The sequence below is a fragment of the Ignavibacteria bacterium genome (assembly GCA_016873845.1).
Classification (GTDB): domain Bacteria; phylum Bacteroidota; class Ignavibacteria; order Ch128b; family Ch128b; genus JAHJVF01.
Genome location: VGVX01000068.1, coordinates 1 through 14,904 on the forward strand (window position 1 = coordinate 1; position 14,904 = coordinate 14,904).

General features: G+C 36.6%; 13 protein-coding genes. 6 read left to right on the top strand and 7 right to left on the bottom strand.

Going from position 1 to position 14,904, the window contains the following annotated elements:
• Positions 1–303 precede the first annotated feature (303 nt).
• Positions 304–762: an 8-oxo-dGTP diphosphatase gene (locus FJ213_10840; GenBank protein MBM4176650.1), complete on the top strand. Its 459-nt coding sequence runs from the start codon at positions 304–306 to the stop codon at positions 760–762.
• Here FJ213_10840 and FJ213_10845 read toward each other — a convergent pair.
• Complete coding sequence (locus FJ213_10845) at positions 756–3,314, bottom strand: glycosyltransferase family 1 protein (GenBank protein MBM4176651.1); 2,559 nt, start codon at positions 3,312–3,314, stop codon at positions 756–758. The genes FJ213_10840 and FJ213_10845 overlap by 7 nt on opposite strands.
• Before the next feature lie 186 nt (positions 3,315–3,500).
• Here FJ213_10845 and FJ213_10850 point away from each other — a divergent pair, with 186 nt between their 5' ends.
• Positions 3,501–4,571, top strand: coding sequence for a hypothetical protein (locus FJ213_10850; protein MBM4176652.1), 1,071 nt, complete (start codon positions 3,501–3,503; stop codon positions 4,569–4,571).
• 61 nt (positions 4,572–4,632) lie between these two features.
• Entirely contained in the window at positions 4,633–6,447 is a 1,815-nt protein-coding gene (locus FJ213_10855) for a M28 family peptidase (GenBank protein ID MBM4176653.1), read from the top strand.
• 71 nt (positions 6,448–6,518) lie between these two features.
• Here FJ213_10855 and nuoF read toward each other — a convergent pair whose 3' ends face one another.
• The 6 genes from nuoF to FJ213_10885 are packed head-to-tail and all read right to left on the bottom strand — an operon-like array spanning position 6,519 to position 10,948.
• Entirely contained in the window at positions 6,519–7,847 is a 1,329-nt protein-coding gene (nuoF, locus tag FJ213_10860; GenBank protein ID MBM4176654.1) for an NADH-quinone oxidoreductase subunit NuoF, read from the bottom strand.
• 2 nt (positions 7,848–7,849) lie between these two features.
• Complete coding sequence (nuoE, locus tag FJ213_10865; protein MBM4176655.1) at positions 7,850–8,329, bottom strand: NADH-quinone oxidoreductase subunit NuoE; 480 nt, start codon at positions 8,327–8,329, stop codon at positions 7,850–7,852.
• A gap of 12 nt (positions 8,330–8,341) precedes the next feature.
• Positions 8,342–9,595 carry an NADH dehydrogenase (quinone) subunit D gene (gene nuoD, locus FJ213_10870; protein MBM4176656.1) on the bottom strand — a complete coding sequence of 418 codons (1,254 nt, stop codon included), beginning with the start codon at positions 9,593–9,595 and terminating at the stop codon, positions 8,342–8,344.
• A complete protein-coding gene (locus FJ213_10875) occupies positions 9,592–10,077 on the bottom strand; it encodes an NADH-quinone oxidoreductase subunit C (GenBank protein MBM4176657.1) in 486 nt (161 codons plus the stop codon). The genes nuoD and FJ213_10875 overlap by 4 nt, the downstream gene beginning before the upstream one ends.
• A complete protein-coding gene (locus FJ213_10880) occupies positions 10,074–10,589 on the bottom strand; it encodes an NADH-quinone oxidoreductase subunit B (GenBank protein ID MBM4176658.1) in 516 nt (171 codons plus the stop codon). Before FJ213_10880 ends, FJ213_10875 begins: the two co-directional genes overlap by 4 nt.
• Positions 10,580–10,948 carry an NADH-quinone oxidoreductase subunit A gene (locus FJ213_10885; protein ID MBM4176659.1) on the bottom strand — a complete coding sequence of 123 codons (369 nt, stop codon included), beginning with the start codon at positions 10,946–10,948 and terminating at the stop codon, positions 10,580–10,582. The genes FJ213_10880 and FJ213_10885 overlap by 10 nt, the downstream gene beginning before the upstream one ends.
• Positions 10,949–11,518: 570 nt before the next feature.
• Between FJ213_10885 and FJ213_10890 the strand changes: the two genes are divergently transcribed.
• The 3 genes from FJ213_10890 to FJ213_10900 all read left to right on the top strand — a co-directional run bounded on the left by FJ213_10890 (position 11,519) and on the right by FJ213_10900 (position 14,595).
• Positions 11,519–12,544 (top strand): T9SS type A sorting domain-containing protein, encoded by a 1,026-nt coding sequence (locus FJ213_10890; GenBank protein MBM4176660.1) that lies wholly within the window; start codon positions 11,519–11,521, stop codon positions 12,542–12,544.
• An 81-nt stretch (positions 12,545–12,625) separates the two neighbouring features.
• Positions 12,626–13,282: an autotransporter outer membrane beta-barrel domain-containing protein gene (locus FJ213_10895; GenBank protein MBM4176661.1), complete on the top strand. Its 657-nt coding sequence runs from the start codon at positions 12,626–12,628 to the stop codon at positions 13,280–13,282.
• An 11-nt stretch (positions 13,283–13,293) separates the two neighbouring features.
• Positions 13,294–14,595 carry a T9SS type A sorting domain-containing protein gene (locus FJ213_10900; protein MBM4176662.1) on the top strand — a complete coding sequence of 434 codons (1,302 nt, stop codon included), beginning with the start codon at positions 13,294–13,296 and terminating at the stop codon, positions 14,593–14,595.
• Positions 14,596–14,904 lie beyond the last annotated feature (309 nt).

The window sequence follows — 14,904 nt, forward strand, 5'->3', positions numbered from 1 at the left end:
ATAATCGGAATAATTCTATGAAAATTCAATATGAATCTTAGGTTCTCAGACAATTGCGATTTTTTATTGCTACAAGCGTTCATTTATTATTTTCATCCATTATTGATGGAGGTATTTCATCCGCTTCAATAACGGCATTAATCATGCCAAAATTTCTTTCGAATTATGTCATTTTTTGCAACAGATTAATCGCTTAATCGGAAGTATTTACATCTGCTTGTAATTCTTACCTACTGTAAATAATTATTTCACAATTCCAATTTTGAGTTATTATATTTGGCTCAAAATAAAAGGTACAATGAAATGAAATTGGCTACGCTCTGTTACGTTTTTGATGGAAACAAAGTCTTAATGCTCAATAGAAATAAAAGGTTGGATGATATGCATAAAGGGAAGTGGAATGGACTTGGCGGTAAGTTTAACATTGGTGAAACGCCAGAAGAATGTGTTATAAGAGAAGTAGAGGAAGAAAGCGGATTAAAAATTTCCAATCCATTACTGAAAGGATTCATCACGTTTCCATCTTTCGATGAATGGGATGATTGGTATGTTTTTGTTTTTATAGCAAACCAATTTAGTGGTGAGCTAATTGATTCTAACGAAGGTGAACTTGATTGGATCGATTGGGATAAGGTTCCTAATCTCCCATTGTGGGAAGGTGATAAATATTTTTTAGAATGGCTGCACCAGAATAAGTTTTTTTCGGCAAAATTCATCTATAAGAATTCTGAATACAAATCTCACTCAGTGAACTTTTACTGAGCCCAATAAATTAAACCTGTTTCAAATTTATGAGCCATCATTTCATGGTTCGGAAGAACTCTTAGCGTGTATCCCATTAATCCGCTTTTACTGTTAGGAATTTCCCCATTAAATAAATGCCAGCCGTCATCAAGTTTCCGTGAGTGTTTCATAATTGAAACCTTACCATCATGAATTTCCTCTGTACCGTTTAATTTACCATAAAAAATTTCAACTGATACTTCAGGAGAAGTAAGTTCACCCAAAAATACTTCAGCTCGAAGAGGTACATTCTCTCCAACAGTGATTTCTATTGCCGATTTAGATTCAATGTTCCGAACTTTAATACCCGCCCAATGTGATTCAACCCTACTCTTCCATTGAACAAATTCTTTAATTTTTATCCACGTATCCTTACTGTACTTCGACCGTTTTTCCATTATTGGGTCGTAGAATTCGATTAAATATTGGTGAACCATTCGGTTGCTATTAAAGAATGCTGTTAAGTATTTCAGTGAACTTTTCATTTTCCCTATCCACTCTCTTGGCAAATTATCGGAGCTTCGTTTATAAAACAAAGGCGCAATTTCTTCCTCAAGAAGTTGATAGAGCAAATTTGCTTCAACGTCATCTTGATATTTTGTATCGGTGTACTCTTCTCCGAGTCCAATCGACCAGCCGAGCTCAGATTTATAACCTTCGCACCACCAGCCATCCAATATACTCAACTGCAAACCTCCATTCGCTACAGACTTCATACCACTTGTACCACTAGCTTCTAATGGACGTCTTGGAGTATTCAACCAGATATCGCAGCCTTGGACTAAATATCTGGCGATGTTCAAGTCATAATTCTCAAGAAATACTATTTTTCTTCTTAATTGTGAATCTTTACTGAGTATATAAATATCTTTAATCAATTTTTTCCCTTCATCATCCTGTGGATGAGCTTTACCGGCAAAAATTAATTGGACTGGATATTCCTCATTAAGCAATATTTTTTTCAAGCGTGTTAAATCTTTAAAGATTAATGTTGCTCGTTTATATGTTGCAAATCTTCTCGCAAATCCAATTGTGAGTGCATTAGGATCTAAAACTTCGGAAGCTTTTATGATCTCAGAATTAGGAGCACCCTGTCGAGTAAGCTGCTTTTGAAGATTTTCTCTTGCAAAAGCTACTAGTCTCTCTCTTCTCCTTTCATGTGTACGCCACAACTCGATGTCTGGTATTTTATTGATCTTATTCCAAACCGAAAAATCTACTGGATTATTTATCCAGCCATCTCCAAGATATCTTATATAGAGATCATCTATATCGTGTGAAATATGAGAACGAATATGAACTCCATTCGTAATGTATTTGATCGGGATTTCTTCTATTGGAACGCTCTTCCATCCAAACGACCACATTTTCCTTGATACATGAGAATGAAGTTCACTCACACCATTAATGTTGCCGGACATCTTCATAGCAAGGTGAGCCATATTGAAAGAATTTGTCGGAAGTGAATCTAAATGTCCAAGACGCATAAAATCTTCGTAAGATAGATTCAGTTCTTCGCGGAAATGTTTGAAATATTTTTCAATCAAATCAGATGAAAAAATATCTATCCCCGCTGGAACAGGCGTGTGAGTAGTAAAAACATTACTGAGATATCCAACCTGCATTGCTTCTTTGAAATTCATATTCATTTCTTTCATCGTGACTCGAATTCTCTCAAGTGCTAAAAATGCACTATGCCCTTCGTTCATGTGGCAGACTTCGGGGTGATAGCCAAACGCAGTAAGTGCTCTTATCCCACCTACTCCCAGCAAGACCTCTTGCTGAATCCGTGTTTCTTTTGTTCCGCGATATAACCCACTGGTTATCTCTCTATATTCAGGATTATTATCAACTATGTTTGAATCCAAAAGGTATAGAGGGATTCTCCCAACATTCACTTTCCAAATTTGACAGAACACTTTTCCGTTAGGAAAGTCAACGGAAATTTTCGCAGGTTGATTTTTCGAATCAAGTGCGAGAGTCATTGGCAGATTATGAAAATCGTTTATTGGATATGTCTCGAGCTGCCATCCTTCAGAATTCAAATATTGCTGAAAGTAACCCTCCTTATACGCGAGTCCGATACCAACAAGCGGTAAACCCAGATCACTTGCTGATTTTAAGTGATCTCCAGATAGCACCCCTAATCCACCAGAATACAATTTCATGCAATCAGTCAATCCATACTCCATGGAAAAATATGCTATGACTGACTTATTTGATTTATTAAAATTTTGCTGATACCAGGTTGGTTCAAACAAATATTCCTGCAATTGGTTGAAAGCTCTATACATGTGAGAGATAAAACCAGGATCATTTGCGACTTCCTCAAGCCTTTGTTGAGAGATTAACCCGAGCATCTGTACAGGATTGTGCTGAGTGGATTCCCAAAGATCTTCATCTAATCTCATAAAAAGCTCGAACACATCCATATTCCAGGACCAATAAAGATTGTAAGCGATTTCCTTTAATTGAGCGATCTTTTCAGGTAAAGAAGGTGTAACTTGAAATGTAGCTATTGATCTTGGCATAATTCACCATTTATTGTCATGTTTTGGATATGAAAATAATAAAAAATATCGTTAATTCATTCGCACTAAAAATATTATTAAAAACTTATTTCTCCATTATTATCGGATGAAAATTTTAACCTGTTTAAGATTTCTAAACAAATTTTCTTAAATTGGACTCGAAATTTTAAAATTATAGGAACAAAAATGAAATACGGAATCAAATTTGTCAGCATCTTATTGCCCATACTAATGTTCGGATGCAGTTCAATGAAAACAGAAATGCAGTATGACGAAAGCAAAGATAACTATAAATTCAGCGGTGAGCGTCATCTCCGCAATATTAAGATGCTTACAAATGGCGGAGAAAATGCAGAAGCATACTTGGCTTTTGCAGAAGATCAGATAATCTTTCAAGCAACATTTGGCGACCTTGAGTGTGATCAAATTTTTACTATGGATCTTAACGGCTCAAATAAAAAATTAGTATCCACGGGAAAAGGTAGAACAACTTGTGCATATTTTTTACCTGGCGATGATAAAATTATCTATGCCTCTACACACCACTATGACGAAAACTGCCCGGAAATTCCTGATCGATCAAAAGGATATGTTTGGAAACTTTATAATACATTTGATCTGTTTGTTGCAAATGCAGACGGAACAAACTTAAAACAACTCACAGATACAAAAACCTATGATGCGGAAGCGACCGTTTCTCCTAAAGGAGATAAAATTGTGTTCACATCTACGCGTGACGGCGATCCGGAATTGTATACCATGAATCTTGACGGAAGCAACCAAACAAGAATTACTTTCGAAAAAGGATATGATGGAGGTGCATTTTTCTCACAGGATGGAAAGAAGATTGTCTTTAGAGCAAGCCGTCCAAAAACCGATAAAGATTTAGAAGATTACAACGAACTAGTTACTGAAGGACTCGTCAGACCAACAGCTCTTGAAATTTTTGTAGCAGATGCCGATGGAAAGAATATGAAACAAATCACAAACAATGGTTCGGCAAACTTCGCTCCTTTCTTCCATCCAGATGGTAAAAGAATTATTTTTTGTTCTAATGTGAACAGCCAGAGCCGAAGGAACTTTGACCTTTACGTTATAAACTTAGATGGAACCGGTCTGGAGCAAGTTACATTCAACGAAACCTTTGACGGATTCCCAATGTTTACCAAAGATGGAAAGAAACTTGTATTTTGTTCGAATAGATTCAATGCTAAAGAAGGCGATACAAACGTTTTCATTGCAGATTGGGTGGATTAATCTAATAATTTGATGTTCTTCCCTAACAGCTTTCGACCGTAAAAAAAAAATAGGAGATAATATGAAAAAGATATTTCTAGTAGTTCTAAGTTTTACGATCGCACTCGGGATCATTTCATGTTCGACCTCTAAAGTCCCAGAAACCGAGAGTGAGATAACTGCACAAGACGCAATGAAACATCTGACATATCTCGCATCAGATGAATTGAAAGGGAGAGGAACTGGAACGGATGAAATTAACATTGCAGCCGAATATATTGCAGACAATTTTAAAAGCTTCGGATTAAAACCACTAGGCGATTCAGGTTATTTTCAAAACTTCGAAGTGACTACCGGGGTTGAATTAACTGAAAACAACTCATTATCGCTAGATATTGGGGAGAAAAAATTCGCTTTTGTATTGAACGAAACATATTCGCCGCTTGGATTCTCTGCTAACACCTCAGTCACTGGAGAAATAGTCTTTGCAGGTTACGGAATTGAAGCTGAAAAGCTTGGTTACAACGATTTCGCAGATGTCGACGTTAAAGACAAGATTGCACTTGTCCTTCGTTATTCTCCCGAAGGAGACAAACCACGCGGTGATTTTGCCGATTACAGTTCAACTCGTTATAAAGCTTCTTCAGTACGGAATAAAGGAGCGAAAGGAGTAATATTCTTCACTGGACCGAATACATATGAAGATGATTCATTCATAAAGCTTAATGTTGAACAGCTCGGCGGTGACGCTGGACTGCCAATTGTTTCAATAACCACCAAGGTGGCGGAAGAAATATTCCAAGTCGCCGGAAAAGATTTGCTCGCACTGCAAAAGGAAATGGATTCTCTTAAAGCAGCTAAATCATTTTACTTTGCGAATTCAAATGCTTCAATATCTGTCGGATTGGAACCGGTTAAAAAATGGACAAGAAATGTTATCGGGCTTGTCGAGAGTGAAAATCCAGTTTATAAAAATGAATACATTGTGATTGGCGCACACTACGACCATCTTGGAATGGGAGGACGCGGCTCGCTCTCATCCTCAAAAGAACCTGAAATTCATAATGGAGCTGATGACAATGCATCCGGCACTTCAGCTGTGTTGGAGCTAGCACAACAATTTTCTGCTAAAAGAAAGTTGTTAAAAAGAAGTATGGTTTTCATGACTTTCTCCGGTGAAGAGATGGGGCTTCTCGGTTCAGCACATTTTGTTAAAACTCCAACTATCCCTCTCGATAAAATCACTGCGATGTATAACTTAGATATGGTTGGGAGATTGAACCAAGAAAACAGTCTTACTGTTTATGGCACAGGAACTTCTCCAGCTTGGAAAGACCTGTTAAATGAAAAAAATTCTTTTTACAACTTTAAACTGAATTTTATAGATGACGGATTTGGACCGAGTGATCATTCATCATTCTATTCAAAAGATATTCCTGTATTATTCTATTTCACTGGAACGCATTCCGACTACCATAAACCAAGTGATGATTTCGATAAAATTAATCATTCGGGATTGGAAAAAATTAGCCGATTCGTTTACGATATGGCTGAAGCTGTCAATCAAAAAGAGGACGCAATCGCTTTCACAAAAACTAAAAGCGAGCCACGAGAAAGACGCCCTGGTGCCGCAACTCGAGTTTATGTAGGTACAGTTCCAGATATGACAACCCAAGTTGAAGGATTTAAGCTAAGCGGTGTAAGTGATGGGAGCCCAGCTGAAAAAGCCGGATTAAAAGCCGGTGATATAATTATTAAATTCGCCGGGAAAGACATAAAGAACATTTACGATTACATGTACTCAATGCAAGATCACAAACCAGGTGAAGAAGTCGACGTCGTAGTCAAACGCGGTGAAGAAGAAATCACACTAAAAGTTACTCTTGGATTGAGGTAGACGGAATTAATAATTTAATTAGAAATAGAAGCCCAATGTAAAAGGATTGGGCTTTTTTTATTTTCAAATCCTCACCCAACATTCACTTCAGCAAGAGGTGCTGAAGTTTCGCGCATCGAGTGGACTTTGTTTATTACCGGCAATTGCAGCGATTTGCTGACACGCGATTCAAACTCGTCTCTGAATCTTTCAATGGTGTACTTCACGGGCCAAGCGGCAGCATCACCGAGGGCGCAAATAGTGTGTCCTTCGATGTTGTTCGCGACATCTATCAGTAAATCAAGATCGTGTGATGTTCCGTTCCCTTCTTCAATTCTATGAAGGACTTTCAACATCCAGCCGGTGCCTTCGCGGCAGGGAGTACACTGTCCGCAAGATTCATGATGATAAAAATGTGTTATTCTCGTTAATACTCTTACCATGTCGGAGTCCTCATCCATTACGATGATACCACCTGTGCCTATTGAAGAACCAGCAGCTTTCAAAGATTCCGCATCCATTTTCAGCCCATCAATTTGCTCGCTTCGAAGCGGGGGCACAGAAGAACCTCCCGGAATAACAGATTTAATTTTTTTATCGCCTGGAACTCCCCCTGCATATTTATAAATAATATCGCTTAACAATGTACCAGTGGGTAATTCGTAAACTCCGGGGTTATTCACATGTCCGCTTATGCCAAACAAGAGTGTTCCTGGATGTTTCGGTTCGCCGATGCTTGCAAACCACTCGCCGCCTTTATCGACAATTGCCGGGATATTCGAAATGGTTTCAACATTATTGACTGTGGTCGGGCATCCCCACAAACCATACTGCGGAGGGAACGGCGGTTTAACTCTTGGATAACCGCGTTTACCTTCGATCGAATTCATCAATGCAGATTCTTCACCGCAAATGTACGCACCTGCTCCTTTGTGAATATAAATATTCGTGAAGAAATCACACTTAAAAGTTTTTTTCATTTCTTCACCAACAAATCCTTGAGAGTAAGCATCGTCAAGAGCTTTTTGCATCAACTTGATCCACTTGCCGTATTCGCCGCGAATGTAGATGTAGCACGTGGGTGAATTGATCGCATAAGCCGAAATCAAAATTCCCTCGATCAATTGATGAGGATTGAATTCAAAAATCTGTCTGTCTTTGAATGAACCCGGTTCACTTTCATCACCATTGATACAGAGATAATTAGGTTTTTCGCCCCCTTTCGGCATGAAACCCCATTTCATTCCGGTTGGAAAACAGGCTCCGCCTCTGCCGCGCAATCCGGACTTCTTTACTTCATCAATAATTTCTTCCGGTTTTCGCTGAAGAGCTTTCTTAAAAATTTGATAGCCGCCATGCTGCTTGTAAACTTCGATGTCGCGATAATTTGGAATATCTTTAAGTAAAATCTTTTCAGTCATTTTCAGTTGTTCTTCAAATTGGAAAGTAAGGTTCTCGTAGATTCGATTGTAAGGTTTTCATAATAATCATCGTTGACTTGAATCATAGGAGCTGTACCGCAAGAACCCAAACATTCAACTTCTGTAATCGTAAATTTCTGGTCCGATGTTGTTTCACCTTTTCTAATCCCCAATTCCTGTTCAATCGATTTCATTAAATCGTAAGCACCGCGAATCATGCACGAAACATTTGTACAAACCTGGAGGTGATATTTACCCACAGGTTTCGAGTTGTACATGGTATAAAAGGTTACAACTCCCAAAACATGCTCTTCGGTTATGTCCAAAAGTTGTGCGGCAAACTGCATCGTCTCTTTCGAAATCCAGCCGTACTTTTCTTGGATCATATATAAAACAGGCATCAATGCAGCCTGAGTAGTTGGATACCGCTTTTTTATTTCTTCAACTTGCTTTAATTCGTTTTCGTTAAATTCTATTTTCACTCGCCACTCCGATTATTTATCCGCTTCTCCCATAACCGGATCCATACTTCCGATTACTGCAACAATATCAGAAATCATGTGCCCTTGAATGAAGAGCGGAAGACTCTGCAAATTCACCATCGACGGAGATCGAATCTTGCATCTCCATGGATGGCCTGAACCATCGCTCACAAGATAAAATCCTAATTCTCCCTTTGGATTTTCAACGCTTGAATAAATTTCACCAACCGGCGGATTGATCCCGAAGTTTATCAACATAAAATCGTGAATCAATTCTTCCATTTTAGTATAAACATCAACTTTCTGAGGAAGAACTTTTTTCGGATCGTCCGTATGAATTGATCCTTGAGGGAGTTTATCGAGACATTGTCGCAAAATCTTTGCGCTCTCTCTCATTTCGTCGCATCTTACGAAATACCGCGCCAGCGAATCCCCTTCTTTGTATGTAATGATGTTGAAATCAATACTGTTGTAATCCAAATAGGGAACTGCTCGTCTTAAATCGTACTCAACGCCTGAAGCACGGAGATTCGGACCCGTAAGTCCCATGTCGATAGCTTTCTCAGCAGATATTACTCCAAGATTCTCTGTTCTCTGCAGGAAAATTTTATTTGTATTTAAAAGCTTTTCCATCTCTTCGAGATTGTGATCAAATTCATCAAGAAATTTTTCCAGCATTTGTGTGCATACGGAAGTCCAATCGCTCGCAACACCTCCAACCCGAGTGTAACTTGTTGTAAATCTCGCGCCTGTTAAAACATCCATAATATCTTGAAGTTTTTCTCTTTCTCGGAAGCCCCAGAGCAAAACAGTAAGCGCACCAACATCCATCGCCATTGTACCAAGCGCAACGAGATGAGAAGCAATACGAGCCATTTCTGAGATCAGCATGCGAATATATTGAGCACGTTTTGTGCACTCAATTCCAGCTAATTTTTCAACAGCAAAAGTGAATGCGGTATTATTGCTCAATGGAGCGAGATAATCTAATCGATCGGTATGCGGAATGAATTCATGATATGTGGAGTTCTCAGCAATTTTCTCAAAACCACGGTGGAGGTAGCCAAGTTCAGGTACGCAGCCAATCACTGTCTCTCCATCAAGCTGTACAAGCAAGCGTAATACACCATGAGTTGCCGGATGCTGCGGACCGATATTAAGCACCATTCCGCTTTCAAGTGCATCTTCGAAATAAACTCCGGTATCTTTTGCCAGGAGTGATTCTAGTATTTTAGTTTTGGGTAATTGTTCGCTGGAAGTATTCATTTATTTTTCGGGAGAGGAATTGAGCCTGGAATTCCAAGCAGTGGAAAATCTTTTCTTAGGGGATAGTATTCATAATCTTCGGGCATGTACATGCGTCGAAGATCGGGATGATTGTTGAATATAATGCCGTACATATCATAAGTTTCGCGTTCGTGCCAATTTGCTGTCCCAAATACATCACTTACTGAATCAATATTCAAATATTTTTCATCTACTCGGCATTTTATTCTTAATTGAACTTTATTTTTTAGCGAGAAAAGTTGATAGACAACTTCAAACCGGTCTTTTCGTTTTGCACGATCGGCTCCGCAAAGATCAATTAAAAAATTAAAAGACAGTTCCGAATCATCTCTTAAAAATGTGAGAATGCCAACTATCTTACTTTTGTCGACGATGAACGTCTGCTCGCCTCTAAAGTAAATCACATCAAGAATGGAATCGGAAAAATTTTCTTTTAGTTTCTTTTCAATTAATTCTGTCATTTGTTCAATACGGGAAGTTCAATCATTGGTTTGTTTTGATATTCGAGTACACTCGATTTACCGACTTTCTTTTGGATCTCCATCAGTGCGGCTAATAAGTTTTCAGGGCGAGGCGGGCAGCCTGCAGTGTAAACATCAACCGGGATGAATTGATCGATGCCTTGCACAACCGAGTATGACCTGAACATTCCGCCGCTCGATGCACATGCACCCATTGAGATCACCCATTTCGGATCAGGCATTTGATCGTAAATTTTTCTGACTACCTTTGCCATTTTATACGTAACAGTTCCTGCCACAATCATCAAATCGCATTGACGAGGAGTAAATCTCATAACCTCAGAACCGAAGCGTGAAATATCAAATCGCGGATCAGCAGCAGCCATCATTTCAATCGCACAGCAGGAAATTCCAAGCGGCATAGGCCAGAGCGAATTTTTTCTTGCCCAACCGATCAGTGCGCTTATCTGCGTGGTGATAAAACCTTCACCGAATCCAGTTTCTAGTCCCATTTAAGGGCTCCTTTCTTTAGGATATAAAAATATCCGACAAGAAGAATTAAAATGAATACTATCATTTCTATGATTATGAACAATCCCATAGAGTTCATAAGCGATTTAAGATTTACAGCCCACGGATAAAGAAAAACAACTTCGATATCAAAAATAATAAAGAGCATCGCAACCATATAAAACTTTACTGAGAATCTTTCACGTGCTGTTTTGACCGGCTCCATTCCGCTTTCGTAAGTTGATAGCTTTGATGGATCGGGTCTTTGCGGTCCGAACCATGAAGAGCTTTTCATTAGGAATAACGAAAACAGAATGGCGACAACTATTGCAAGAAATAACGGGATATACTGTTCAATCATAGAAATATTTTATTCAAAAATATTGATTAAGCGCTGTAATGTCAATTCAGTTTGAGATACGAATAATAAAAATTTTATTCACTCAACTCACTAAGTATTTGATTATCAGATTAAGCTCAAACCAAGAATAATAAATAGGATAAAACTGTAAATCCTATACATCGTTGAAATATTTCATTGGAGATAGGAAAATCTTTGCCACCCTATTGCTTTTTAATTTTCCTTTACTGAGATTCACATAGGATTTGAGCAGATTATGAAAACAAAAAGTGTAGGAAAATACTCCTGGGTTTTCTGTTTCAGTTTAAAAAAATTCCTTAGGATGGAGTTCTTCTTACTTCTTACTTCTTACTTCTTACTTCTTACTTCTATTATATACACCGTGCAACGTTTACGTGGATTCAACTCTTTCAAAATATTCATATAGTCACCAAATTAAAAGCGGAGGTGGGTGCTTGTCGATTATCGGCCAAAGAGCAAGATAAGTTCATGACAGGATTTACCTGAATGAGAATGTCTTGAAAAATTTTCTTTAGTAAGTGAAAATCAAAAACTATAGGAGAAATAAAAATGAAAAAGTTATCTTTTCTTATTTTATTTTTTGGCGCTAATATTTTAACATTTGGTGCTAATGTTTATTTCTTGAATGATGGTCCAGGGTATATTTATACTAATGGACAAACTTTTTACAGTAATCAAGATGGTCATGCCTTAGTAGCTTATCATGTTTGGGCAGAGCCCACTAGGTACAGTGTTAGTGAATGGGGTGCAAGATTTCAAGATCCTGATGGAAATTGGTCAAGTTGGAGTGCTTTATCAAGTGGTCAGGGTTTGCATGAATGTCTGAAAGTGGGAACTTGGAATGTTCAAGGACGTGTGTGGGTGGATATTGATTATAACACTTATCAGACAAATTTTTATATGTATACGAGTTTTACATTATATTTTTATGTTGTTGATAATTATGCTCCATCAGCACCACAAAATATAAGTGTTCAAGCATATGAAGCACAAGGATACTATTCGCCAAAACTTACCTGGACTTTAAACTCTGAAATCGATGTTACTCTAAATTCTTTTGGATATTATATTGACAGAAGACTTGATGCAGAAGGAAATGGAAATTGGACTTCATGGCAAACTCTTGATTCAGTTAATGGAAATAGTAATTATTATATTGATTATTCCATAACCACTGCCGGTTCCGGTCCTTCAAAAGTGCAATATAAATTAAGAGCTAAAGATGTTTATAATAATTATTCGAATTATACATCCGCAGTTGAGCTGAATTATGGAAATTCAATGAATAAAATTGGGACAAAGAATTTAAATTATTCATTCTCTCTAAGTCAAAATTATCCCAATCCGTTCAATCCGACTACGAAAATTAAATTCAATATTCCACATTCAGCATTCGTCACTTTAAAAGTTTATGACATACTTGGAAAAAAAGTTGCTACCCTTGTAAATGAAGAAATGTCTGCAGAAAATCATTCTGTGAATTTCGATGCTAATAATCTGCCGCCAGGTATCTATATCTATAAAATAAGTGCCGGTGAGTTTACTGAAATAAAGAAAATGTTATTAATCAAATAAAATCATAAGAGCAAGGTAAAGCTTGCTCTTTTTAAATATTTTATGAAACATAATGAGTCAGAATAATTATAAGGTTATATAATGAAAAAAATATTATTAATTCTATCATTTATTTCAGTCGGCGTTTTAGAAGCACAAGAAGTCAAACCTTTTTCCAATTTTGATATTGGTTTTTATGGTGGTATTAATTTTTATAATACAGACAACATTAGAGGGGATTTTCTTGTAGAACTTAAAACGAATCTCATATCTTCACTTAATCTGAAAACCTCTACCGGTTATTTTAGGACAATTCAACCTTATCCTTACAATTACACTGTAAGAAATTACTCTGAATATCCTGGTATTGATACTATTCGCATATTTTTTGCACGTAAATATAATTTAATAAGTAAAGATTATGATATTTTCCCGCTTACCTTAGGCATTCAATATAATTTCAATCAAAGCACTTTCTCGCCGTATATTTCAATAGATGTAGTTTATAACTTTATGAATACGTTCATAAAGACTTCGCCATCTGAAGTTTGGTCTTATAATTCAATAGATGAGATACCTGCCGAATTTAAGGGAGACCAAAAAAAAGAAGAGCTTCCGGATAATTCATATGGAATAATATTAGGAGCCGGTACATCATATCATATTTCTTCAAAATTAAATCTTGATTTTAGATACATGTTTAAATACGATAGTAAGATTGTCAATACGCATCATTTCATTGTAGGAATTTATTTTTAAAGGAGTCAGAGATGCATTTTATAAATAAACTTATTTGCCTTTTGTTTTATTGTCTATTAGTGACAGAAGTTTTTCCACAGACACAATCTTATATCTCAACAAATGGAAATATTAACAATTTATTCCCCATAAGAAATATTTACAATATATCAACTTTTACTCCGTTAAAAAGAAATAGTTCTACTGGAGTTTTAGATAGTCTTATTTATATAAGTACATACGGTGATAGAAATAGGATTGCATATTATTATAATAATGATTTATCATTAAATTATTTCACAAATGCAGTTTGGTCTAATGGCGAATGGATTAATCTCGATAAACATACAAACACATACAATTCTGAAGGAAATCTTGAATCGGTTCTTTGGGAATGGTTTAATACATCATCAGGCGAATGGCTCAAAGATGCGAAGGATGTTTATAATTATGATTCATTGGAGAATAGGATTTTTCATTTGCATCAGTATTTCAATGAGGAGGAATTTGTGAATAGTTTTAAATATGAAAACTATTTTTATGGAAGAAATTTATTAGTGTCTGTGGGTCAAAAATGGATTGATAACGAATGGGTAAATAACTCAAGAATAATTAATACATACACTTCGAATTACTTAAAAGATTCTGCACTATTCCAAGAATGGATAAACAACCAGTGGATAAATTCTCGAATAGGTATTTTTGAATACGATGAAAATCATAATACGATTGCTATTCTTTCAAAAACCTGGCAAGAACAACAATGGATTGATTTTGCTTTGGGACTATTTGAATATGATGAAAATAACAATTTAGTTCTTGAAAACTTTCAAAAGATAGTATATAATAATTGGGAAAATTGGTTTAGAGTATTTTATGAATATGATGATAAAAATAATTTAATTCATCTATTTGGTGATGAATGGGAAAATGGCCAGTGGGTACCAGAGGATGAACCTCTAAAAGTTACAAATCCAGATGGTATTTTAATCGGGTTCATAGCGAAAGAATTATTTTTGTATTATAGCTTACCAAAAAGTGTAGAAGGTGAAAAAAATATAGTTAATGGATTTAATCTATTCCAAAACAATCCTAATCCATTTAACTCAACAACAAAAATTAAATTCAGCATTCCGAATTCCGCATTCTGCACTTTAACGGTCTTTGATTTGCTCGGTCGTGAAGTAACTACACTTGTGAACGAGCCAAAACAAGCTGGTGAATATGAAGTTGAGTTCAATGCTGTTAAGTATGGATTAAGTTCTGGAGTCTATTTGTATCGACTAACTGCAGGTTCGTTTAGTTCAACAAAGAAGTTTGTCTACCTACGGTAGATAAATTTATATGCGGTAAATACTAAAAGATGCCATCTTTTTAAACTGAATTTTCGTGTTGAAAGATGGAATCGTTTACTTTCCTTTTGAGCTGGAAAAATCACTATTCCGTTATTGCTTTTTAATTTTCTTTTACTGAGATTCACGTAGGATTTGAGCAGATTATGAAAACAAAAAGTGTAGGAAAATACTCCTGGGTTTTCTGTTTCAGTTTAAAAAAATTCCTTAGGATGGAGTTCTTCTTACTTCTTACTTCTTACTTCTTACTTCTTACTTCTATTATATACACCGTGCAACGTTTACGTGGAT

Coding starts and splice junctions, on each gene's coding strand:
- FJ213_10840 (MBM4176650.1), top strand. CDS start 304: ATGAAATTGGCTACGCTCTGTTACGTTTTTGATGGAAACAAAGTCTTA.
- FJ213_10845 (MBM4176651.1), bottom strand. CDS start 3,314: ATGCCAAGATCAATAGCTACATTTCAAGTTACACCTTCTTTACCTGAA.
- FJ213_10850 (MBM4176652.1), top strand. CDS start 3,501: ATGAAATACGGAATCAAATTTGTCAGCATCTTATTGCCCATACTAATG.
- FJ213_10855 (MBM4176653.1), top strand. CDS start 4,633: ATGAAAAAGATATTTCTAGTAGTTCTAAGTTTTACGATCGCACTCGGG.
- nuoF (MBM4176654.1), bottom strand. CDS start 7,847: ATGACTGAAAAGATTTTACTTAAAGATATTCCAAATTATCGCGACATC.
- nuoD (MBM4176656.1), bottom strand. CDS start 9,595: ATGAATACTTCCAGCGAACAATTACCCAAAACTAAAATACTAGAATCA.
- FJ213_10875 (MBM4176657.1), bottom strand. CDS start 10,077: ATGACAGAATTAATTGAAAAGAAACTAAAAGAAAATTTTTCCGATTCC.
- FJ213_10880 (MBM4176658.1), bottom strand. CDS start 10,589: ATGGGACTAGAAACTGGATTCGGTGAAGGTTTTATCACCACGCAGATA.
- FJ213_10885 (MBM4176659.1), bottom strand. CDS start 10,948: ATGATTGAACAGTATATCCCGTTATTTCTTGCAATAGTTGTCGCCATT.
- FJ213_10890 (MBM4176660.1), top strand. CDS start 11,519: ATGAAAAAGTTATCTTTTCTTATTTTATTTTTTGGCGCTAATATTTTA.
- FJ213_10895 (MBM4176661.1), top strand. CDS start 12,626: ATGAAAAAAATATTATTAATTCTATCATTTATTTCAGTCGGCGTTTTA.
- FJ213_10900 (MBM4176662.1), top strand. CDS start 13,294: ATGCATTTTATAAATAAACTTATTTGCCTTTTGTTTTATTGTCTATTA.